Source organism: Halorubrum sp. Eb13 (assembly GCF_002252895.1).
In the GTDB taxonomy this organism is placed as follows: domain Archaea; phylum Halobacteriota; class Halobacteria; order Halobacteriales; family Haloferacaceae; genus Halorubrum.
This window is the reverse complement of sequence record NZ_NHPE01000086.1, coordinates 216,360-231,751: the sequence shown is the minus strand read 5'-3', so window position 1 is coordinate 231,751 and position 15,392 is coordinate 216,360. Positions and strand designations below refer to the sequence as shown.

The following is a 15,392-nucleotide window of genomic DNA, read 5'->3' as shown; positions in this document are numbered from 1 at the left end:
CGACGTGTCACTAGTATGAATACACGACCTCGCTCTGGTCGCGAACCCGCTGCCACTGATAGCATGGAGTTTTCCGAGCAATCTGCTGGCTCGGTCGACGGCGGTATTCGACCTGCCAGGGTGTCTCGGTTCGGGGACCTCTACGACGACGCCATCAGCGTACTCCTCGATGTCCCCGTTACCGACCGGTGGATCGAGACCAGAACAGGCCGAACGCACGTCCTGACTGCTGGGGATGCAACTGCACCGCCGGTAGTGGTGTTCCAGGGCGGCAACGTCACGAATCCGGTGACCCTCGCGTGGGTTCAGGAACTTTCCAGCGAGTACTACCTCATCGCGCCGGATACGCCCGAACAGCCCGGCTGGAGCGACCCGCACGAACCCGACGAGTACGGTCCGTGGGTCGTCGACGTGCTCGATGACCTCGGAATCGATCGGGCAGCGATGATTGGGGTCTCTCACGGTGGGGGAGTTCTCTTGGAGGCGGCAGTTCACGCCCCTGACCGAATCGCTGCATCCGTACTGGTCGCTCCCGCAGGGTTCGGTACTCCCCTCTCGTCGGCTCTCGCCCGAATCGTCGTTCTGTCGCTGGCGTATCGAGTCGTCCCACGACGAGGGCTATTGAGCCGTGCCCTGGCCCCGATGTTCAGCGATTCGATAGAAACTGTCGACGACGTCGTCATCGAGACTGTCGGGCAAGCACTCCGGACGGGCGATCTTCAGGCTTCATTCCCCGGTCCGGACGACCTGGCAGACCTGGCCGCGTTCGACACGCCGACCCTGGTCATCTTGAGCGAACGGGACCCGTTCTTCCCGGCGAGTCGAATTCGTCCACGTGTCGAGCAGACGTTACCAGCACTCGTCGAGTGTATCACCCTGGCTGGCGAACGGCACTTCCTCTCGCTCCCAGGCCAAGAACGTGTAACCGACCATATTCGGAGATTTCTGGATGAACGGTTTGGCCCTGACGAGGAGTGAGCTTCCCGCTCGAGATACCCATCTTGTCGTTGTCGGACGGCATGGATGGTGAAGACCGAGTATATAAAACACGGATGGGTACTGTGCGAGAACACTTGTGCTGTTCAGACGTCTCTATTCATATGACAACCTTCGTCGAGCGTCGCCCGCTGAGCTTCGCGGTCGGAACCCTCGGGTTCATCGTCGCCTTATTCATCGCCACGCGATACATACTGGGCGCCGTATTCCCGAGCCTCAAGCTCGATGGCATCTCCTTAATCACGAACTGGATCTTGGTCGCATTCGTCATCGGGCTCGTCGCGTGGCTCGGCTGGTGGGGCAAGATCCGCTTGGCCGCACCGGTCAATCGCCGTGCGCTGGTGTATCTCGTGCCGCTATTCGGGTTCGTGGCCCTCCCGTTCGCGTTCGGAATCGCCATTCCCGACGTTTCGCTCACTGAGGGCGCGACATTATCCGGATGGGTCACGTTGCTCGTCATCGTCGTCGGGAGCGCACTGGGTGCTGGTCTCAGCGAAGAACTCCTCTACCGAGGAGTGTTACTCCGCGCCCTCGAATCGAAGGGGCGATTGTTTGCCGCCCTCGTGACTGCAGCACTGTTCGCGCTATCCCACGTCTCGCAGGTGATATTCGGTGCATCGGTCGGTGACTGGCTGATCGGGGTCGTCCTGATGATTCCGATGGCGATCGGCCTGGCAGCTGTTGCGTTCCGACTGGGGAGCCTCTGGCCGCTCGTCGTCTGGCACGTCGCGGCCGACATCACGCTTCCGCTGGTCCCCGCCACAATCGGTGCTGAGGAAACGAAGACGTTCATACTCGCGTATCTCGGCCTGTCAGTCGTGGTCGGTCTGATGGGGATGTGGCTCCTCTGGCAGGACCGGCGTGCCGCCCAAGCTGGTGGTGAAGCTGAGATCAGTCCTGATGCTGTCGAACGGCCATCTGGATAGAACTGGGGTACAAAGTTATACCACAAAACATCATTGCACGAACTGTTAGCACGTCCGAGGATCGCCGACAGCAGTCACTATTGAGTCAGACGCTCGGATCAGTTATCCGCCCCCAAACATACCGAAATCTCCTCTATCTCCTGCTGACGTTCCCCTTAGGAATACTGTATTTTGTCGTCCTAACAACTGGATTGACACTCGGCATCGGACTCGTGGTTACGCTACTCGGAATTCCGCTCTTGATCGCTGTCGTAATTGGGAGTCGCCGGCTGGCCTCGTTTGAACGCCGCCTTGCAAACAACCTCCTTGGGCTTGCTATTCAAGCACCCGACGATATGGAGACCGGGGTGGACGAGGGTATCTGGTCGCGAGCGAGGACTCGCCTGACGGCGCGTTCAACTTGGGTGGGGCTTTGCTATCTGCTTTTGAAGTTCCCGGTCGGCATCGCGTCCTTTACTCTCGTAGTGACGACACTGACCGTCTCAATCGGGTTGCTCACGGCACCACTCACCTATTCCCTCGTTGAAAACGGCATCCAACTCGGCGTCTGAACGATTGATACATTACCGGAAGCGATCGTAGCGGTTCCTATCGGCATTATTGCCCTCGGGATTACCACCTACATCCTAAACCAGGCCGCACGATTATCGGGCCGAATTGCTACAGTGTTTCTCGAAACACAGTGAGCCCTCGCGGATGATCGCCGACGAGAGTGGGGAAACATCGTGGCACCGTACTAAGCCTCGGTTTCGCCACTACAGACACTCTTCCGAACAGCTATTGAGTTCAGTTGGGAACTATTATTCTAGAAGCATCTTCGGAGAGTTCCGCGTGCCACCAAGCGTCCTTACACTCTCCGAGATGTCACGGCCGAACCAGAGACGTACGGTACAGGGGTGGTACCGTCCCGTCGTATCCATCCAGTTTCCATATACTGGTACCGTCGCAGAAAGGTTTCAACCCCTAGTGCTGTCTACTCGCTGGCGTTGTCTTCGGGTTGGTGTCGCGATAACTACGACTCTCATGAAGGCTGCGTGAACCCCCGATAGCCGGAAAGGGGAACCAAGAATATTCGGAACGGGAGTAGTAGTATTTTCGGGCGAAGACGGGGCCGCCGATATCTGCTAGCCTGAACCCGATCCCCCCTCTATTCGGCGTCACCGAACGTGTTAGCGAACGATGGGTGGGTGCCCAGGTAGGCACCGAGGATGCTCAGGCCGACCATGTACGCCACAGAGATTATCAGCGAGAATGCCAGGGTAGCGACGATGATCGCCGTCAGCCCCGTGGCGCTCGCCAGGAGACTCCAGATGACGACTGCGAACACGGTGATGACCGGGATGGTGGCGAATAGGCCAGCCAAGCCACCAGTTCGAACGGCACTGCTATCCGATCCGCGGTTGAGGTAGCCAGAGACCCCGCCACCGATGACGGGGGAGAACGGCACGAACGACGCGACGATCGTGACCATCGCCCCGAGGATGGCGTTTTCGGTCGTGCTCGGCGATACAATCCCGGTTGCGTCGAAGCGTCGACGCGCGCGGGTCTGGAACCCGAAGAACGCGATACCAGCCACGACCAGCATCACGCCGGTTAGTGTCAAGCTGACTCCGTTTCCCCAAATGAAGGCGTAGACCGCGTCGATCAGTTCGGGGTCACTCATCTCAGTCGATGTAATCCGTCCGGAAGCTACCCAGGACGTGACCCGCCCAACGTCCGCGAACCCGGCGAGGAGGTATCCGGCAGCTCCGAAAACCGCTCTGCGAGTACGAGAAACAACGAGATAGCCACATCGAACGTTCTGCTCAGCGGCTGCGTCTGCTCGTCACGATCCTGTACAACTGTCTCTTCATCAATTGTTGCTCAGGACATACCAATAGATACGATCTGTATGGACACATGGCTCCCGCCGTATCCATCCGTGCATTATATATTGAGACACAGTAGGACAGTCGGTATTCTCGATGTCGTCCTGAGATTATGGTGCGATTCAGGGACTCCTCGAATTGAACTGTGGAACACATCACCCGCCAGAGAAACTTCAGGAACGCCATGTGTAGGACGGAATATGAGGGTGTCATAGAACGGTTAGCATGGTGTGGATAGTAGCGGAGAAGACGGCTACCATGGGTTCACAGGCCCTGGCAAAAACTCTGCTATCAGCTACCGTTCACTCAGCTACTACCGAAGGTATGTGGAGAGTTCTATGGCACCCTCTGCGGAGTTAGAACTGTTTCATACCCTGATGGTCGTGCTTCCCGGAGCATCCCCGCGCTCGTAGTTTGTGATTACGACGACCAGCCGGAGACATAGCGCGAGGAAGACTTGCGCTCGCGCGTGGACGCGGCCTCTGGCGCGCAGCGTCCCGAGGCCGCAGTCCTTGCAGGCTCCGAGTGTTCGTTCGGCCTGTGACCGGCGGTTGTACGTCTCGTCTAAAATTGATTGCTTGAGATGGACACTCTCACTGTGAGTCTCGATGCGGTCTTCGACCCTGTACTCGATGTCGAGCGGGTCATCGGTATTGCGCGGGTTGTACGGGACGACCGGCACCACCCCTGTACTCAGCAAATGATCGTGCCAGTCGAGGATATCGTAGGCGCTGTCGCCGAGCATCCACATCGGCTGCTTGACGACGAGCGCGTCACGGGTAACACGCATCGCCGTCTCTTGGGACGCCTGCTTGCTCTGGGTGAACTCCGCCGCAATCGGAATCTTTGCGCCGGTCGAGACTACCGTGCAGCCGTAGCCGTAGTAGTACTCCTCGGCAGTCGGGTCGTAGTTCTTCGAGGCGTCGGAATCGGTAGGCATAGCCCGGATATCGGTCGAATCGATGCAAAACGTAGAGTCGAGCAAGCCCCGTCGAGCGGCCTGCTTGACGAGGCGCTCGAAAACTTCCTTGACGATGTGTTCGAGGTCGATGAGAAAGCGGTCGACTGCGTCTCGTGAGGGTGGCCGATTAAAGCCACATCCGAGCCAGACGGGGTCGTTGTTGAGTTCGCGTGTAACCGGGCGGATGCCGTAGATGTCCTTGTAGTAGCAGTGCAGAAAGCCTCGAAACAGCTCCGGCGGGTGGTGTTCACGTGTTCGCCCCTCGGGAGTGGGGGCGAACACATCGAATTCGGTCAGGAACTCGAATTGAAGATGCTCGAACAGTGCGAGAGTCTCCGTCTCTACAATATCGAAAAACGCCTCAATGTAGGAGTCCTCTCGTAGAATAGTCAAACTCATTTACCTCAGCACTCACTTCGGTCGCCGGTTTCGATATTTATCTTATATATGATTGATGTGAGAACGAATGACATGATTACTGGACTTTGGCTTTGGAAGCTCGGTTGAGCAGGTGGACGGCAAACCCACCGAGAACGACGTTGAAACCGATGAGAACGGCGACAGAAGGAATTACTGTATTCCAGAGACCCGAGAAGGCCGTTACGTAAAAAACCGTCATCACATTCTGGCCGAGCATGAACGCTCGAACACCGTCAACACCGTAGGTGATAGGATTGACCACTGCAACTGACTGAATCCATCCTGGAAGAACCTCAAGCGGGACAAACGCACTGGAGATGAACAACAGCGGAAACGTCAGAAGATTGGCGATCATGGTCGTCGCCTCTTGATCATGCGTTACGAGCGCGACGATATTCGAGAACGCCATGAACGCGCCACCGAATATCACTGCAATCGCTATGACGCCAATGAAACCCAGTAGCCCTGTCCGGAGATAGCTCCCGACCGACGCGCCTGACTGGAGATACAGCATCACGTAGCCAAGCAAGAGGATGATTGTGGTCTGGACGACAATTCGGACCACCTCCGACAGGACTTTGCCGAGGAACATGGCACCCCGGTCCATCGGTGAGGCGAGGAGTTTCTCGAACATTCCCGTGTCCATGTCGTCGACTAATCCGATACCGGAGACCGCAGCCGCAGCGAGCGCGGACTGAATCACGATGGCTGGGGTGAGGTACGTGATGTAGTTGATGTCACTACCGACCGTCTGAGCCAGTGCGCCGCTGACAATAGCGCCGAGGACTTCAGCCATCAACACGAAGAAGATGACCGGCTGGATCAGCGATGAGAACGTCACGAAGGGGTTCCGGGATGTCTTGACGAGCCACCGTTTGACACTGATCTGCATGTCTGCCACAGAGCTGTTCCCCGGAGCTTTCTGTGCGGTATCGCTACCAGAGACATCACCCTCATCGGTGATATTGCTCATTCGGCCACCTCCTGTTCAGGGACAGTAACTCTCTGTTCGTTCGCCCCGTCTTGGTTGGAAGCCTCCAGACTCTCACCAGTGAGCGTAAGGAACACGTCATCAAGCGTGGGCGACCGGACATCGAATCCAGTGACTACGACGTCAGCCTTGTGCAGCGCGACGAAGAGGTCACCTACAGCTTCCCGAGCGTCTTCGGCTGTGATGGTGAATCCATCGTCCGTTGTTTCAATAGTCGCCGCTTCGAGGGCGTCCGATTCACGCACTACTTCTATTGCGCGTTCTGTCTCTTGTCTGGACGAGTCTTCTAGTGCTAGGTCAAGAATGTCGCCACCAACAGCCGACTTGAGAGCGTCCGGGGTGTCAGTTGCGATAATTTTCCCGTCCTGAATCACGGACAGGCGGTCGCAGAGACGGTCCACTTCTTCGAGATACTGTGTCGTGAGAAACACGGTCGTTCCGTGTTCGTTGAGCTGCTCGAAGTAGTTCCAAAGGCGCATTCTGGCTTCAGGGTCGAGCCCGGTCGTCGGTTCATCAAGGAACACCAGCGGCGGTCGATGCACGAGGACGGTGGCAGCGTCCAGTCGCTTTTTCATCCCGCCGGAGTAGTTCTCTGCCCGCTTGTCAGCAACGTCCGTGAGACCGACCAAATCGAGAAGTTTCTCGATACGTTCATCTTGCTCGGAGGCTGGGACCCCATACACCTTGCAAGCAAATTGAATGTTCTCACGCGCGGTGAGTTCCTCGTCGACGCTGGTCTCTTGAGCCATGTAGCCGATGGATTCAGACACCGCCTGTGGCTCCGTTTCGACGTCATATCCGTTGATGGTCACCGAACCGTGATTCGGATGGAGCAGTGTCACGAGGGTCTTGATAGTCGTCGTCTTTCCGGCACCATTCGGACCCAGAAAGCCGAAGAATTCGCCCTTCTCAACAGTGAGATCGACACCGCGAACGGCCTCCGTCCCATCCGCATATGTGACATGTATATCGGCCGCATCAATGGCAAGTTGCTCTTCGTTTGGCTGGCGTACACGATCGACCTGCATTCGGGGAGGTTGCGACTCCATAGGGGTATGCCATACTTCGGAGGAGTCCCCGCTAAGCCTGTCTCTCACTTGTGCGGCAGTTTATATGCGGCGCAGGAGAAACCGAAATCTCACTCGGGGAGCGGCGGCCACGTCGACGCAACAGTTGTTTCGATGAGGTGGGTTTGTGCCCGACGGAGACGCTCGGAGAGCGACGAGGCGGTGATCCCAATCTCGCCAGCGATTTCATCGAGCGTTGCCATTCGCGGAATGTCGAAGTACCCCATCTCGTAGGCGATTCGCAGTGCCTCACGCTGCTGGTCAGTAAGTCCATCGCCCGCTTCTGCGGCCTCGCCATCGTACGTGAGTCGCCGCAAGGCGAATTCACCGTTACGCTGCCAGAACGTGCGAAACTCGTCCAACACCGCCTTATCGTTGAACCATCCACTTTGTATCCACCCGGTCGGCGTGACGCGGATTCGGTCAATAATAGAGTCGGTAGTGGCGAGTGCACGGAGCTCTGAGGGATCCTTGATATGATCGCCGAGTTGGGCTTCCATTCCCAGAGCCGGCAAAACCTGATATCGACACGTTTCGCCTGCCTGCCCGATCAGAGTATACTCCGCAACGAACGATGATGACTCGAATGCTTGCTCTATCGACGCGGGCGTTTCATGCGTCGCGTGCACGATGAACGGTGGATGATTCCCGTGATTGGGCTGGAGTTCGACATCCAGCGTTGCTTCTGGAACATCCCCTGCGACCCCCACCAGCGGGAGACGCTCACAGGTGATCTCGTATTCAGCGATGAGACCCATATCTCTCAATACCCACCATCACGGATATACAACTTGGAACGATTGCCCGCTCATCGCCGCTTAGTCGGCAATTGTCGACACTGTGCGAAAAGTTCTATGACACCCTCCGGAATATTGCAAATAGACTCGGCTAGGTAACGAGCACGTGATTATCCTAACTGTACACCACTTACGAATGGGTACGACGAAAGGATGTTGACGTTCGACCGAATATAAGATAGCCAGTATAAATGGCTAATACCATCTTTCAAACGGCATCCTCACGCGGAGATTCACGTCTTGACCTCATAGCCTGATGATATACACGCCCGAATTCGACTCCGAAGAGAGTGGATCCGTGACCGACGGGCAGGGTTTCGATGGTTCGTAGACGAGCAAGCGGTAGCAGGGTGCATTCCTCGACGATAGCGTGGTGTGGTACCGGTGCGGTCGTGGGAGTGTTCTGCTGGACCGCCTCGTCGTTGCTGGAACCCGTCGTCTTCGGTACCAGACCATACGATGCGACCGTATTCGACGTCTTCAGGCTACTGGGTTGGACGCTGATGATAGGCGGGGTGATCGGAGTGCCAGCTACTCTCGGCGACCAGTACGGGCGAATTGGCCGAATCGGCCTCGGAGTGGTAGCTTCCGGGATGGTTCTGGTCGCAGGACTACACGTTCGGGCTGTCACCGCGTCGGTGTCGGCTGGCTTCCGGGTAGTGCCCGCAGCCGGAGAGAATACGCTGTTTCTCATTGCTGCATATGGGGGATATAGTCTCGTGGTCGTCGGAGCAGGCTTGCTCGGAATCGGCCTGTGGAAGGATCCTGATCGCCCGACGATTACGGCTGTGCTTCTCGTATTCGCAGCCGTGCTTCCAATGGGGATGCTCCTCCCCTACGACGTTCTGCCGGCGGCGCTGCGAATGCTGTTACTGCAGTCCAATAATCTTCTCGTGCCGTTTGGAGTCGCTTGGGCGGCTCTCGGTGGCCTCGTTCACCGTCGCGCACGCCGACAGGACTAAGTTGATAATCGTGTGCCGACTCTTCAGCTCTGCTGACACTATACTGCCTCCCGAACAGTTATTCAATCCCATTTAGAATTGTTACTCTATGAGCATATTTGGAGAGTTCCGCGTGCCTCCAAGAGCCCTCGCTCTCTCCGAAACGTTCGATGCCGAGCCGACGACGGTGGTCGAGATCGACCGGCTTGTCGCCTCGGATATGGAGTCTCTGACCCCGTATTTCGTCGTCTCGGGGGTATCGAACGCGGCCTTCGAAACCGCCGCCCGTGCGGACGACTCGATCGACACCCTCCACCGGATGCAAGACGCCGAGAATCTCACTACGTACCGCGCGACGTGGGGTGACCACGTCGAATCCCTCGCCCAAGAGTATACGAGCGATGGAACATCAATCCTCAAAGCCAGGGGAGACGCTAATGGATGGGGTCTCCGAATCCGATTCGACAGCCAGGCACGTATCGGCGAGTTCACCCGTTTCCTCCGTGACCGGGGATTCTCGTTCGACTTGGTGCGCCTCCACGAGATGACCTACGCCAAGACCGGTAGCAGATTCGGGCTCACCCCGAAACAACAAGACGCACTGGTGACGGCCTGGCAGATGGGATACTTCGATCTTCCGCGTGAAGCGTCGATGGCGGCCGTGGCCGAGGAACTGGGTATCACGCCGCAGTCGCTCTCCGACCGCTTGCGCCGGGCCCATCACACGCTCATCGGCGACACGCTACGTGCGGCTATGCCCATCGATCGAGATGGCACCTCAAAAACTGAGTGAACCTTCAGGTCTGAAGATTCGAGTCGTAGCCCGCTCAGTAACAGACACGAGCCACCGGTGACGGCTTCAACAATTACGCGGTCGGGCTTGTTGAAATCTACTGTCGGTGTCAGTATTGGCATGCAAGATACAGAGGATGTAGTCAGCAGAGCGGGAATGACGACAACCGTCACGCGACTTCGTTCACACACTTCACTACGAGTATTTATTCTCGGCCAGCGTAATCGTGGCATGTACCCGAAATTCATACTTCGGTTAGAAGGGGCTGGGATCGCCGCTGTGGCGACGGTAGCATATTTCACGATTGGTGGCCCGCTGTGGCTGTTCGTGATCCTTGCGCTCGCCCCCGACATCTCGATGGTGGCGTACCTCGCTGGCCCTCGGGTCGGCAGTGCCGTCTATAACGCGTTCCACACGTACCTCACGCCAGTCGCACTCGGGGCGGCTGGGATGTGGTTCGGCATGGCGACCGTCATATGGGTCGCACTCATCTGGGCCGCTCACATCGGAGTTGACCGTGCGGTTGGCTACGGACTAAAGTATCCGACCGGATTCAAACACACGCACCTCTCCGGTGCGACCGACCCCGGCACTCCGGCGGGGAACCCCGCCGAAGCTGTCTCCGACGCCGCCGGGACGAGAAACGACTGAAACGAAGCCACAAACAACGTTTCCGAGGCTCGAACTGTCCGTACAGCGGCTCCTCAACGAACCGTTTCGGGGCTGCCGGTACCGGGGTAACCGATTCTGTGACTGATATCGCCAAATTCGGATTTCTAAATTTAAAATAGGGGCCATTCGATACGTCCTCGACACCCCGTCTCCTCACATCATCCGCAGGGAGACCTCGCCCACGTCGCTGAAGACGTGGAGGCGGGACCCGCCGGCGTTGAGCCGACCGGTAACCCGCCGGCGCTCGGACCGGCCTCCGGTGAGCGGGAGGTCGGAGTCGACACTGGCGTCGGACTCGGCTACCACGTCGAGGTCCAGCGTCTCGGCGACGCCGACGACGACGTCGCCCATCCGGGTGCCGATCTCGACATCCGTTCGGAGGCCCGCCACCTCGACTTTGATCTGGCCGAGTTCGGTTCGGACGCGGTCTAACCCCGTCACGTCGTCGGCGAGGATCGTTCCGAGCTCCGACTCGAGAGTGAGGTAGCCGTCGACGCGCGCGGCAGTCACGTCCCCCAGATTCGTTCGGGCGATCGTATCGCCGCGAGTATCGAACAGGGAGACGTTCCCGAGCCGAGAGGCGGCCGAGGAGACGATCGGTCCGGCAGTGCCCTGTGGCACGGTAATCGATACATCCGTCCCCGGCGAGGAGCGGGTGAACCACGTCACCTCGTCCGCGAGACTCGTTTCGACGGTGAGGACGCCGCTCTCGACCCCGATCCGAACGGTAATGTCTTCGAGACCCCGAGCACCGACGACCGAACGTTTGAGAACGCGGACCCCGATCTCGTCGGTGTTCACCGCTCGTACGGTCACGTCGCCGATGGCGTTGGTGACCCGTATTTCTTGTACATCGGGTGGCGCAAATGTACCTGTAACGGCCTCTGTCACCTCGTCCCGCTGGAAAGGGCCGCGAGCGAGACAGCCGGACAACGATCCGACGGCCACGAGGGCTCCGGTGCCGATGAACGCGCGGCGAGTCAAGAACTGTCGATTCGACGGACTAGCTTGAGTACTCATCTCAGCCAAGTATATAACGGGGGTTGACTGATGATTGGTGCCGTACCCATCCGGTAGTTAAATAATCAGGCGACGGCCGTCCTCTGCGTTGGTGAAGACAAAGAGTATATAAAACGCGGATAGGTACGGCGAGCACAATCTTGCGGCCTCCTCCCGTATTGAGTGCTGTATGAGTCAGCATGATGAACAACTCGGCCACCGTTCTGACGGAATCGCAATTGAGCTTGTCGGACTAAGCAAGCAGTACGGCGACGTCACTGCGCTCAATAACGTTTCCTTGACAGTCCGCGAGGGAGAGATTTTCGGGTTCCTCGGGCCCAACGGCGCCGGGAAGTCGACAACCATCGACATTCTCCTTGACTTCGTCCGCCCGTCGGCAGGGACGGCGACCGTCTTGGGCGACGACGCACAGACGGAGTCGCTGGCCGTGCGACAGGCGGTCGGCGTACTCCCGGACGGCTATCACCTCTACGATCGGCTGACGGCTCGACAGCACCTCGAATTCGCAATCGCATCGAAAGAGAGTGACGACGATCCGATCGAACTGCTAGAGCGCGTCGGTATTGCCGACGCGGCCGACCGGAAGGCCGGCGGCTTCTCGAAGGGGATGAAACAGCGCCTCGTCCTCGCGATGGCGCTGGCCGGCTCGCCGGAGCTGCTGATCCTCGACGAGCCGTCGACTGGGCTTGACCCGAACGGGGCGCGCGAGATGCGCGAGATCATTCGGGCGGAGCGCGACCGCGGGGCGACGGTGTTCTTCTCCTCGCACATCCTCGAACAGGTCGAGGCAGTCTGTGACCGCGTCGGGATCCTCCGGAACGGCGAACTGGTCGCCGTCGACACCATCGACGCGCTTCGGGATGCGCTGGGGACCGACACTCGACTGGTCCTCACCGTCGAGTCAGTGACCGACGATATGGTTGACGCGGTCGCTACCCTTCCGGACGTGACCGGCGTTCACGCCGACAGCGAGACTCGCGTGACCGTGATGTGTGCGCCGGACGCGAAGACGGCGGTCATACACGCCGTCGAGGCGGCCGGCGGGACCGTGGTCGACTTCGATGTCGAGGAGACCTCCCTCGAGGAGATGTTCGCGGCCTACACGACGGATGACGACACGGCCACGAGCAGCGCAGACGAGGACGACAGCGAAGTCGTGACTCCCTCGGCCGACGGCCAGGAGGTGCGCGCGTGAGCTGGGCCGTCGTCGCTCGGAAGGATTTCCGGGACGCGAGGCTCTCGAAGGCCCTCTGGGCAATCACCGCCGCGTTCGTCCTCCTTTCTGCAGGGCTGGCGGTCCTCTACGCTACCGTCCCGGAACTCAGTCAGGATATCGGTGAACTGAGCACCCTCGGCTACCTGACGCTCCTGCTGGCCGTGATGACGCTGTTCGTCTCGGTCGCGGCGATCGTCATCGGTGCGGGAGCGATCGCCGGCGAACGCGAACGCGGCTCTAGCAAGCTCCTGTTGGGCTTCCCACACAGCCGCGCGGACGTGGTTCTCGGGAAGCTCATCGGCCGTACTGCGGTGCTCGCGGTTGCCATCCTCGTCGGCCTCGCCGTCACGCTCGCGGTGATCGTCGCGTTGTTCCCGACGTTCTCGCCAGTCGACTACGCGATCTTCGCCGCGGTTACGCTCCTATTTGCCCTCGTGTACGTGGGCATCATGGTCGCCGTCTCCGCGACGACGGGGAGCGGCGGGCGGGCGATGGCGTTTGGGGTCGGCGTGTTCGTCCTCCTCGAGTTCCTCGGCGATCTCCTAGCCCCGGCAGTCATGTTCGTTGTGAACGGGTTCTCCTTCGGCGGAATCGCGACGGTGCCGGGCTGGTATGCGTTCCTCAACATCGTCACGCCATCGGCCGCCTACCAGAACGCCCTCGGGTGGTTCCTCGGTAACGGTACCGCGGCGGCCCTGACTCTCGGCGGAATGCTGGACGGTGCGGTCCCGTTCTATCTCACGGGGTGGGCTAGCATCGCGGTGCTCGCGCTCTGGCTCGTCGTTCCGCTGGTGCTCGGCTACCGGCGCTTTGCCGCCGCAGACCTCTGACCACACTATTCACACACATCACAATATCTCATAAATACGACAAACTGGCTGTTACTGGGCCTCTTGTTCGTCGTTACTGGTGGTTTCCTCTGGATTCGTCCCGTTATCGAGATACCCGCTCGGTTGGCCGTTTGGCTGATCATTCTCGGGTTTACAATCGGGGTGCTCGGTGCGATTATCTCCGAGTATCGAGATTAGGATTTCCTTTTTCTGGTATCTGGTTTGATTTCAGAAAACTACAAAGCGGAGCTTCTCTGACCTAATTACTGGATCGTACTTGACTCCGACGCAGCCGACAAGTTGGTGATCAACCTTATAGAGATTCGAGGAGAATACCTGCGGCTTCAGCCGCTGGATGAATCCGACAGAACTCTTTACGAACCATTGTTCGGTGGCATTCCCGAGTTTCCAAAGTCCGCAGTTTCAAGTGGAGTCAATTCGTATCAAAGAGTACGGCCAAGTCGGAACGAAGCGATTCCGAACGGCCTTCGGAGGTGGCCTCGCCGCCGCTAATGAGACAATATCCGAAACACCAACACGGTGAACGCGAATGCCAGAAGCGTTCGTCTGTGCCTGTTGGTCGAGCAAGCCCAAAGGTAACTCCAAGTCCACTGACGTGTCAGCCATTCCCTGCTGGCAAAAACAACCGGTGGAAATCAACGACATAGAGGATAGGAGTACCGGCGGTTTGGCACCGCCAGTCAGCCACCGTTTCGTGATGGGTTAAACGAGTTCCCGAAGAAGAAACCGGACTCATGGTTGCGAACCTGAAATTCCCAACGCTCGGGATTCCTCCGCGTTCACGCGGAAGAGGATGTCAATAGTGACCTCGCTGCCATTTTCAAAAACGGTTCCGCCTCGACCGTCATATACTCAATCGCTGGGTTGCCGAGCTGGTAGTACCCAGCTTACCGGATTCCCCGCAGCAACCAGAACAGCACAGTACCCGCGCGGGCTCGATTCCGACCGGATCAAGAAGGTGTATTTAAAAGGCGGATGGATACGGCCTACGTCTTCAGGAGTCGTCCTCCCGTATATAGGTTCGAGCAATAACGGAAGCATCGCGCTTCGTTGCGGTGTTCATCATGTCAACTTCAAATCACAACCAGCCGGATATACAGCCCCGAACTGCCGATAGCCCGCGACGGGCGATTCTCGTCGCACTCGGGCTACTATTTGCCGCCGCGATCCCGCCGCTGGCCATCGTCGAGGGCTTCAAGCTCGTGCAGGCACAGTTCGGGTACGGTGGCGACCTTGCGTTTACGTACATCGGCGGTGGCCTCCTCGCAACTATAGCCATCGGCCTAATTGGCGTCGCGTACCACCGTATCCGACCGGTTACCGTCCACGTGCCGCGATGGCTCCCGACGGTGCGCGAGAGCGGCTGGATTGTCGCGGGTATCGTCATTTCGCTTGTCGCCGCAATCCTGATCGAGATCGGGATGCAATTGGTCAATGCGATACCGCCAACGAACTTCATCACCGCTGCTGCCGCCGAACGACCGGTTCTGGTGTACGGATTTGCGCTCTTAGGCGTACTGTTCATCGTCGGCCCCATCGAGGAGTACTTCTTCCGGGGTATCGTCCAGGGCCGCCTCCGCGAACAGATGGGACCAGTACCGGCCATCGCCATCGTTTCCGTCGGCTTCACGCTGGGACACGTTCCGAGCTACTGGATCGGCGGCTCGGATCTCCTCTCGCTGGGCGTCTTCTTCGCCCTTCTGAGCATCGCCGTCGGGTCGGTCATCCTCGGTGCGATCTACGAGCGCACCCAGAACCTCGTCGTGGTCATCGCGATCCACAGCCTGATCAACGCGATCGGCGTCAGCCTGGCACTGGTCGCTGCTCTCGGAGCGTGATTAGGGGATGCAACTGAGATATTTCCAATCGCGCC

The 15,392-nt window shown here is 58.5% G+C and carries 15 protein-coding genes; 9 read left to right on the top strand and 6 right to left on the bottom strand.

The genetic code is table 11. The features are described from left to right. Nucleotides 1-63 precede the first annotated feature (63 nt). The 3 genes from DJ75_RS10870 to DJ75_RS10860 all read left to right on the top strand — a co-directional run bounded on the left by DJ75_RS10870 (nucleotide 64) and on the right by DJ75_RS10860 (nucleotide 2,473). The gene (locus DJ75_RS10870; RefSeq protein ID WP_176451444.1) at nucleotides 64-978 is read left to right on the top strand and encodes an alpha/beta fold hydrolase; all 915 of its coding nucleotides are present in this window, start codon (nucleotides 64-66) and stop codon (nucleotides 976-978) included. 122 nt (nucleotides 979-1,100) lie between these two features. Continuing rightward, the gene (locus DJ75_RS10865; RefSeq protein WP_176451443.1) at nucleotides 1,101-1,922 is read left to right on the top strand and encodes a CPBP family intramembrane glutamic endopeptidase; all 822 of its coding nucleotides are present in this window, start codon (nucleotides 1,101-1,103) and stop codon (nucleotides 1,920-1,922) included. An 80-nt stretch (nucleotides 1,923-2,002) separates the two neighbouring features. Next, nucleotides 2,003-2,473, top strand: a complete 471-nt coding sequence (locus DJ75_RS10860; RefSeq protein WP_176451442.1) for a sensor domain-containing protein — start codon at nucleotides 2,003-2,005, stop codon at nucleotides 2,471-2,473. A gap of 596 nt (nucleotides 2,474-3,069) precedes the next feature. On the opposite strand, the gene DJ75_RS10855 is transcribed toward DJ75_RS10860, so the two are convergent. The 5 genes from DJ75_RS10855 to DJ75_RS10835 all read right to left on the bottom strand — a co-directional run bounded on the left by DJ75_RS10855 (nucleotide 3,070) and on the right by DJ75_RS10835 (nucleotide 7,987). Continuing rightward, a complete protein-coding gene (locus DJ75_RS10855; RefSeq protein ID WP_094524469.1) occupies nucleotides 3,070-3,585 on the bottom strand; it encodes a DUF5518 domain-containing protein in 516 nt (171 codons plus the stop codon). A gap of 572 nt (nucleotides 3,586-4,157) precedes the next feature. Further along, on the bottom strand, nucleotides 4,158-5,150 hold the full coding sequence (locus tag DJ75_RS10850) for a transposase (protein WP_094524468.1): 993 nt from the start codon (nucleotides 5,148-5,150) through the stop codon (nucleotides 4,158-4,160). Nucleotides 5,151-5,226: 76 nt separating this feature from the next. Continuing rightward, nucleotides 5,227-6,144: an ABC transporter permease gene (locus DJ75_RS10845; RefSeq protein ID WP_094524467.1), complete on the bottom strand. Its 918-nt coding sequence runs from the start codon at nucleotides 6,142-6,144 to the stop codon at nucleotides 5,227-5,229. After that, a complete protein-coding gene (locus DJ75_RS10840) occupies nucleotides 6,141-7,190 on the bottom strand; it encodes an ATP-binding cassette domain-containing protein (protein WP_094524466.1) in 1,050 nt (349 codons plus the stop codon). Before DJ75_RS10840 ends, DJ75_RS10845 begins: the two co-directional genes overlap by 4 nt. Before the next feature lie 110 nt (nucleotides 7,191-7,300). After that, complete coding sequence (locus DJ75_RS10835; protein WP_094524465.1) at nucleotides 7,301-7,987, bottom strand: helix-turn-helix domain-containing protein; 687 nt, start codon at nucleotides 7,985-7,987, stop codon at nucleotides 7,301-7,303. Between the two features lie 431 nt (nucleotides 7,988-8,418). On the opposite strand from DJ75_RS10835, the gene DJ75_RS18260 reads away from it, so the two are divergent. From DJ75_RS18260 to DJ75_RS10825, 3 genes are all read left to right on the top strand, one after another. Continuing rightward, complete coding sequence (locus tag DJ75_RS18260; protein ID WP_094557129.1) at nucleotides 8,419-8,988, top strand: hypothetical protein; 570 nt, start codon at nucleotides 8,419-8,421, stop codon at nucleotides 8,986-8,988. An 88-nt stretch (nucleotides 8,989-9,076) separates the two neighbouring features. Continuing rightward, nucleotides 9,077-9,760 (top strand): helix-turn-helix domain-containing protein, encoded by a 684-nt coding sequence (locus DJ75_RS10830; protein WP_094524464.1) that lies wholly within the window; start codon nucleotides 9,077-9,079, stop codon nucleotides 9,758-9,760. A 231-nt stretch (nucleotides 9,761-9,991) separates the two neighbouring features. Then, complete coding sequence (locus tag DJ75_RS10825) at nucleotides 9,992-10,411, top strand: DUF4260 domain-containing protein (protein WP_094524463.1); 420 nt, start codon at nucleotides 9,992-9,994, stop codon at nucleotides 10,409-10,411. Nucleotides 10,412-10,585: 174 nt separating this feature from the next. On the opposite strand, the gene DJ75_RS10820 is transcribed toward DJ75_RS10825, so the two are convergent. After that, the gene (locus tag DJ75_RS10820) at nucleotides 10,586-11,248 is read right to left on the bottom strand and encodes a hypothetical protein (RefSeq protein WP_094524462.1); all 663 of its coding nucleotides are present in this window, start codon (nucleotides 11,246-11,248) and stop codon (nucleotides 10,586-10,588) included. Between the two features lie 373 nt (nucleotides 11,249-11,621). On the opposite strand from DJ75_RS10820, the gene DJ75_RS10815 reads away from it, so the two are divergent. The 3 genes from DJ75_RS10815 (at nucleotide 11,622) to DJ75_RS10805 (ending at nucleotide 15,357) form a co-directional block, all read left to right on the top strand. Next, nucleotides 11,622-12,647: an ABC transporter ATP-binding protein gene (locus tag DJ75_RS10815; RefSeq protein WP_094524461.1), complete on the top strand. Its 1,026-nt coding sequence runs from the start codon at nucleotides 11,622-11,624 to the stop codon at nucleotides 12,645-12,647. Beyond that, nucleotides 12,644-13,498, top strand: a complete 855-nt coding sequence (locus DJ75_RS10810; RefSeq protein WP_094524460.1) for an ABC transporter permease subunit — start codon at nucleotides 12,644-12,646, stop codon at nucleotides 13,496-13,498. The genes DJ75_RS10815 and DJ75_RS10810 overlap by 4 nt, the downstream gene beginning before the upstream one ends. 1,085 nt (nucleotides 13,499-14,583) lie before the next feature. Next, nucleotides 14,584-15,357: a CPBP family intramembrane glutamic endopeptidase gene (locus tag DJ75_RS10805; protein ID WP_141212018.1), complete on the top strand. Its 774-nt coding sequence runs from the start codon at nucleotides 14,584-14,586 to the stop codon at nucleotides 15,355-15,357. Nucleotides 15,358-15,392 lie beyond the last annotated feature (35 nt).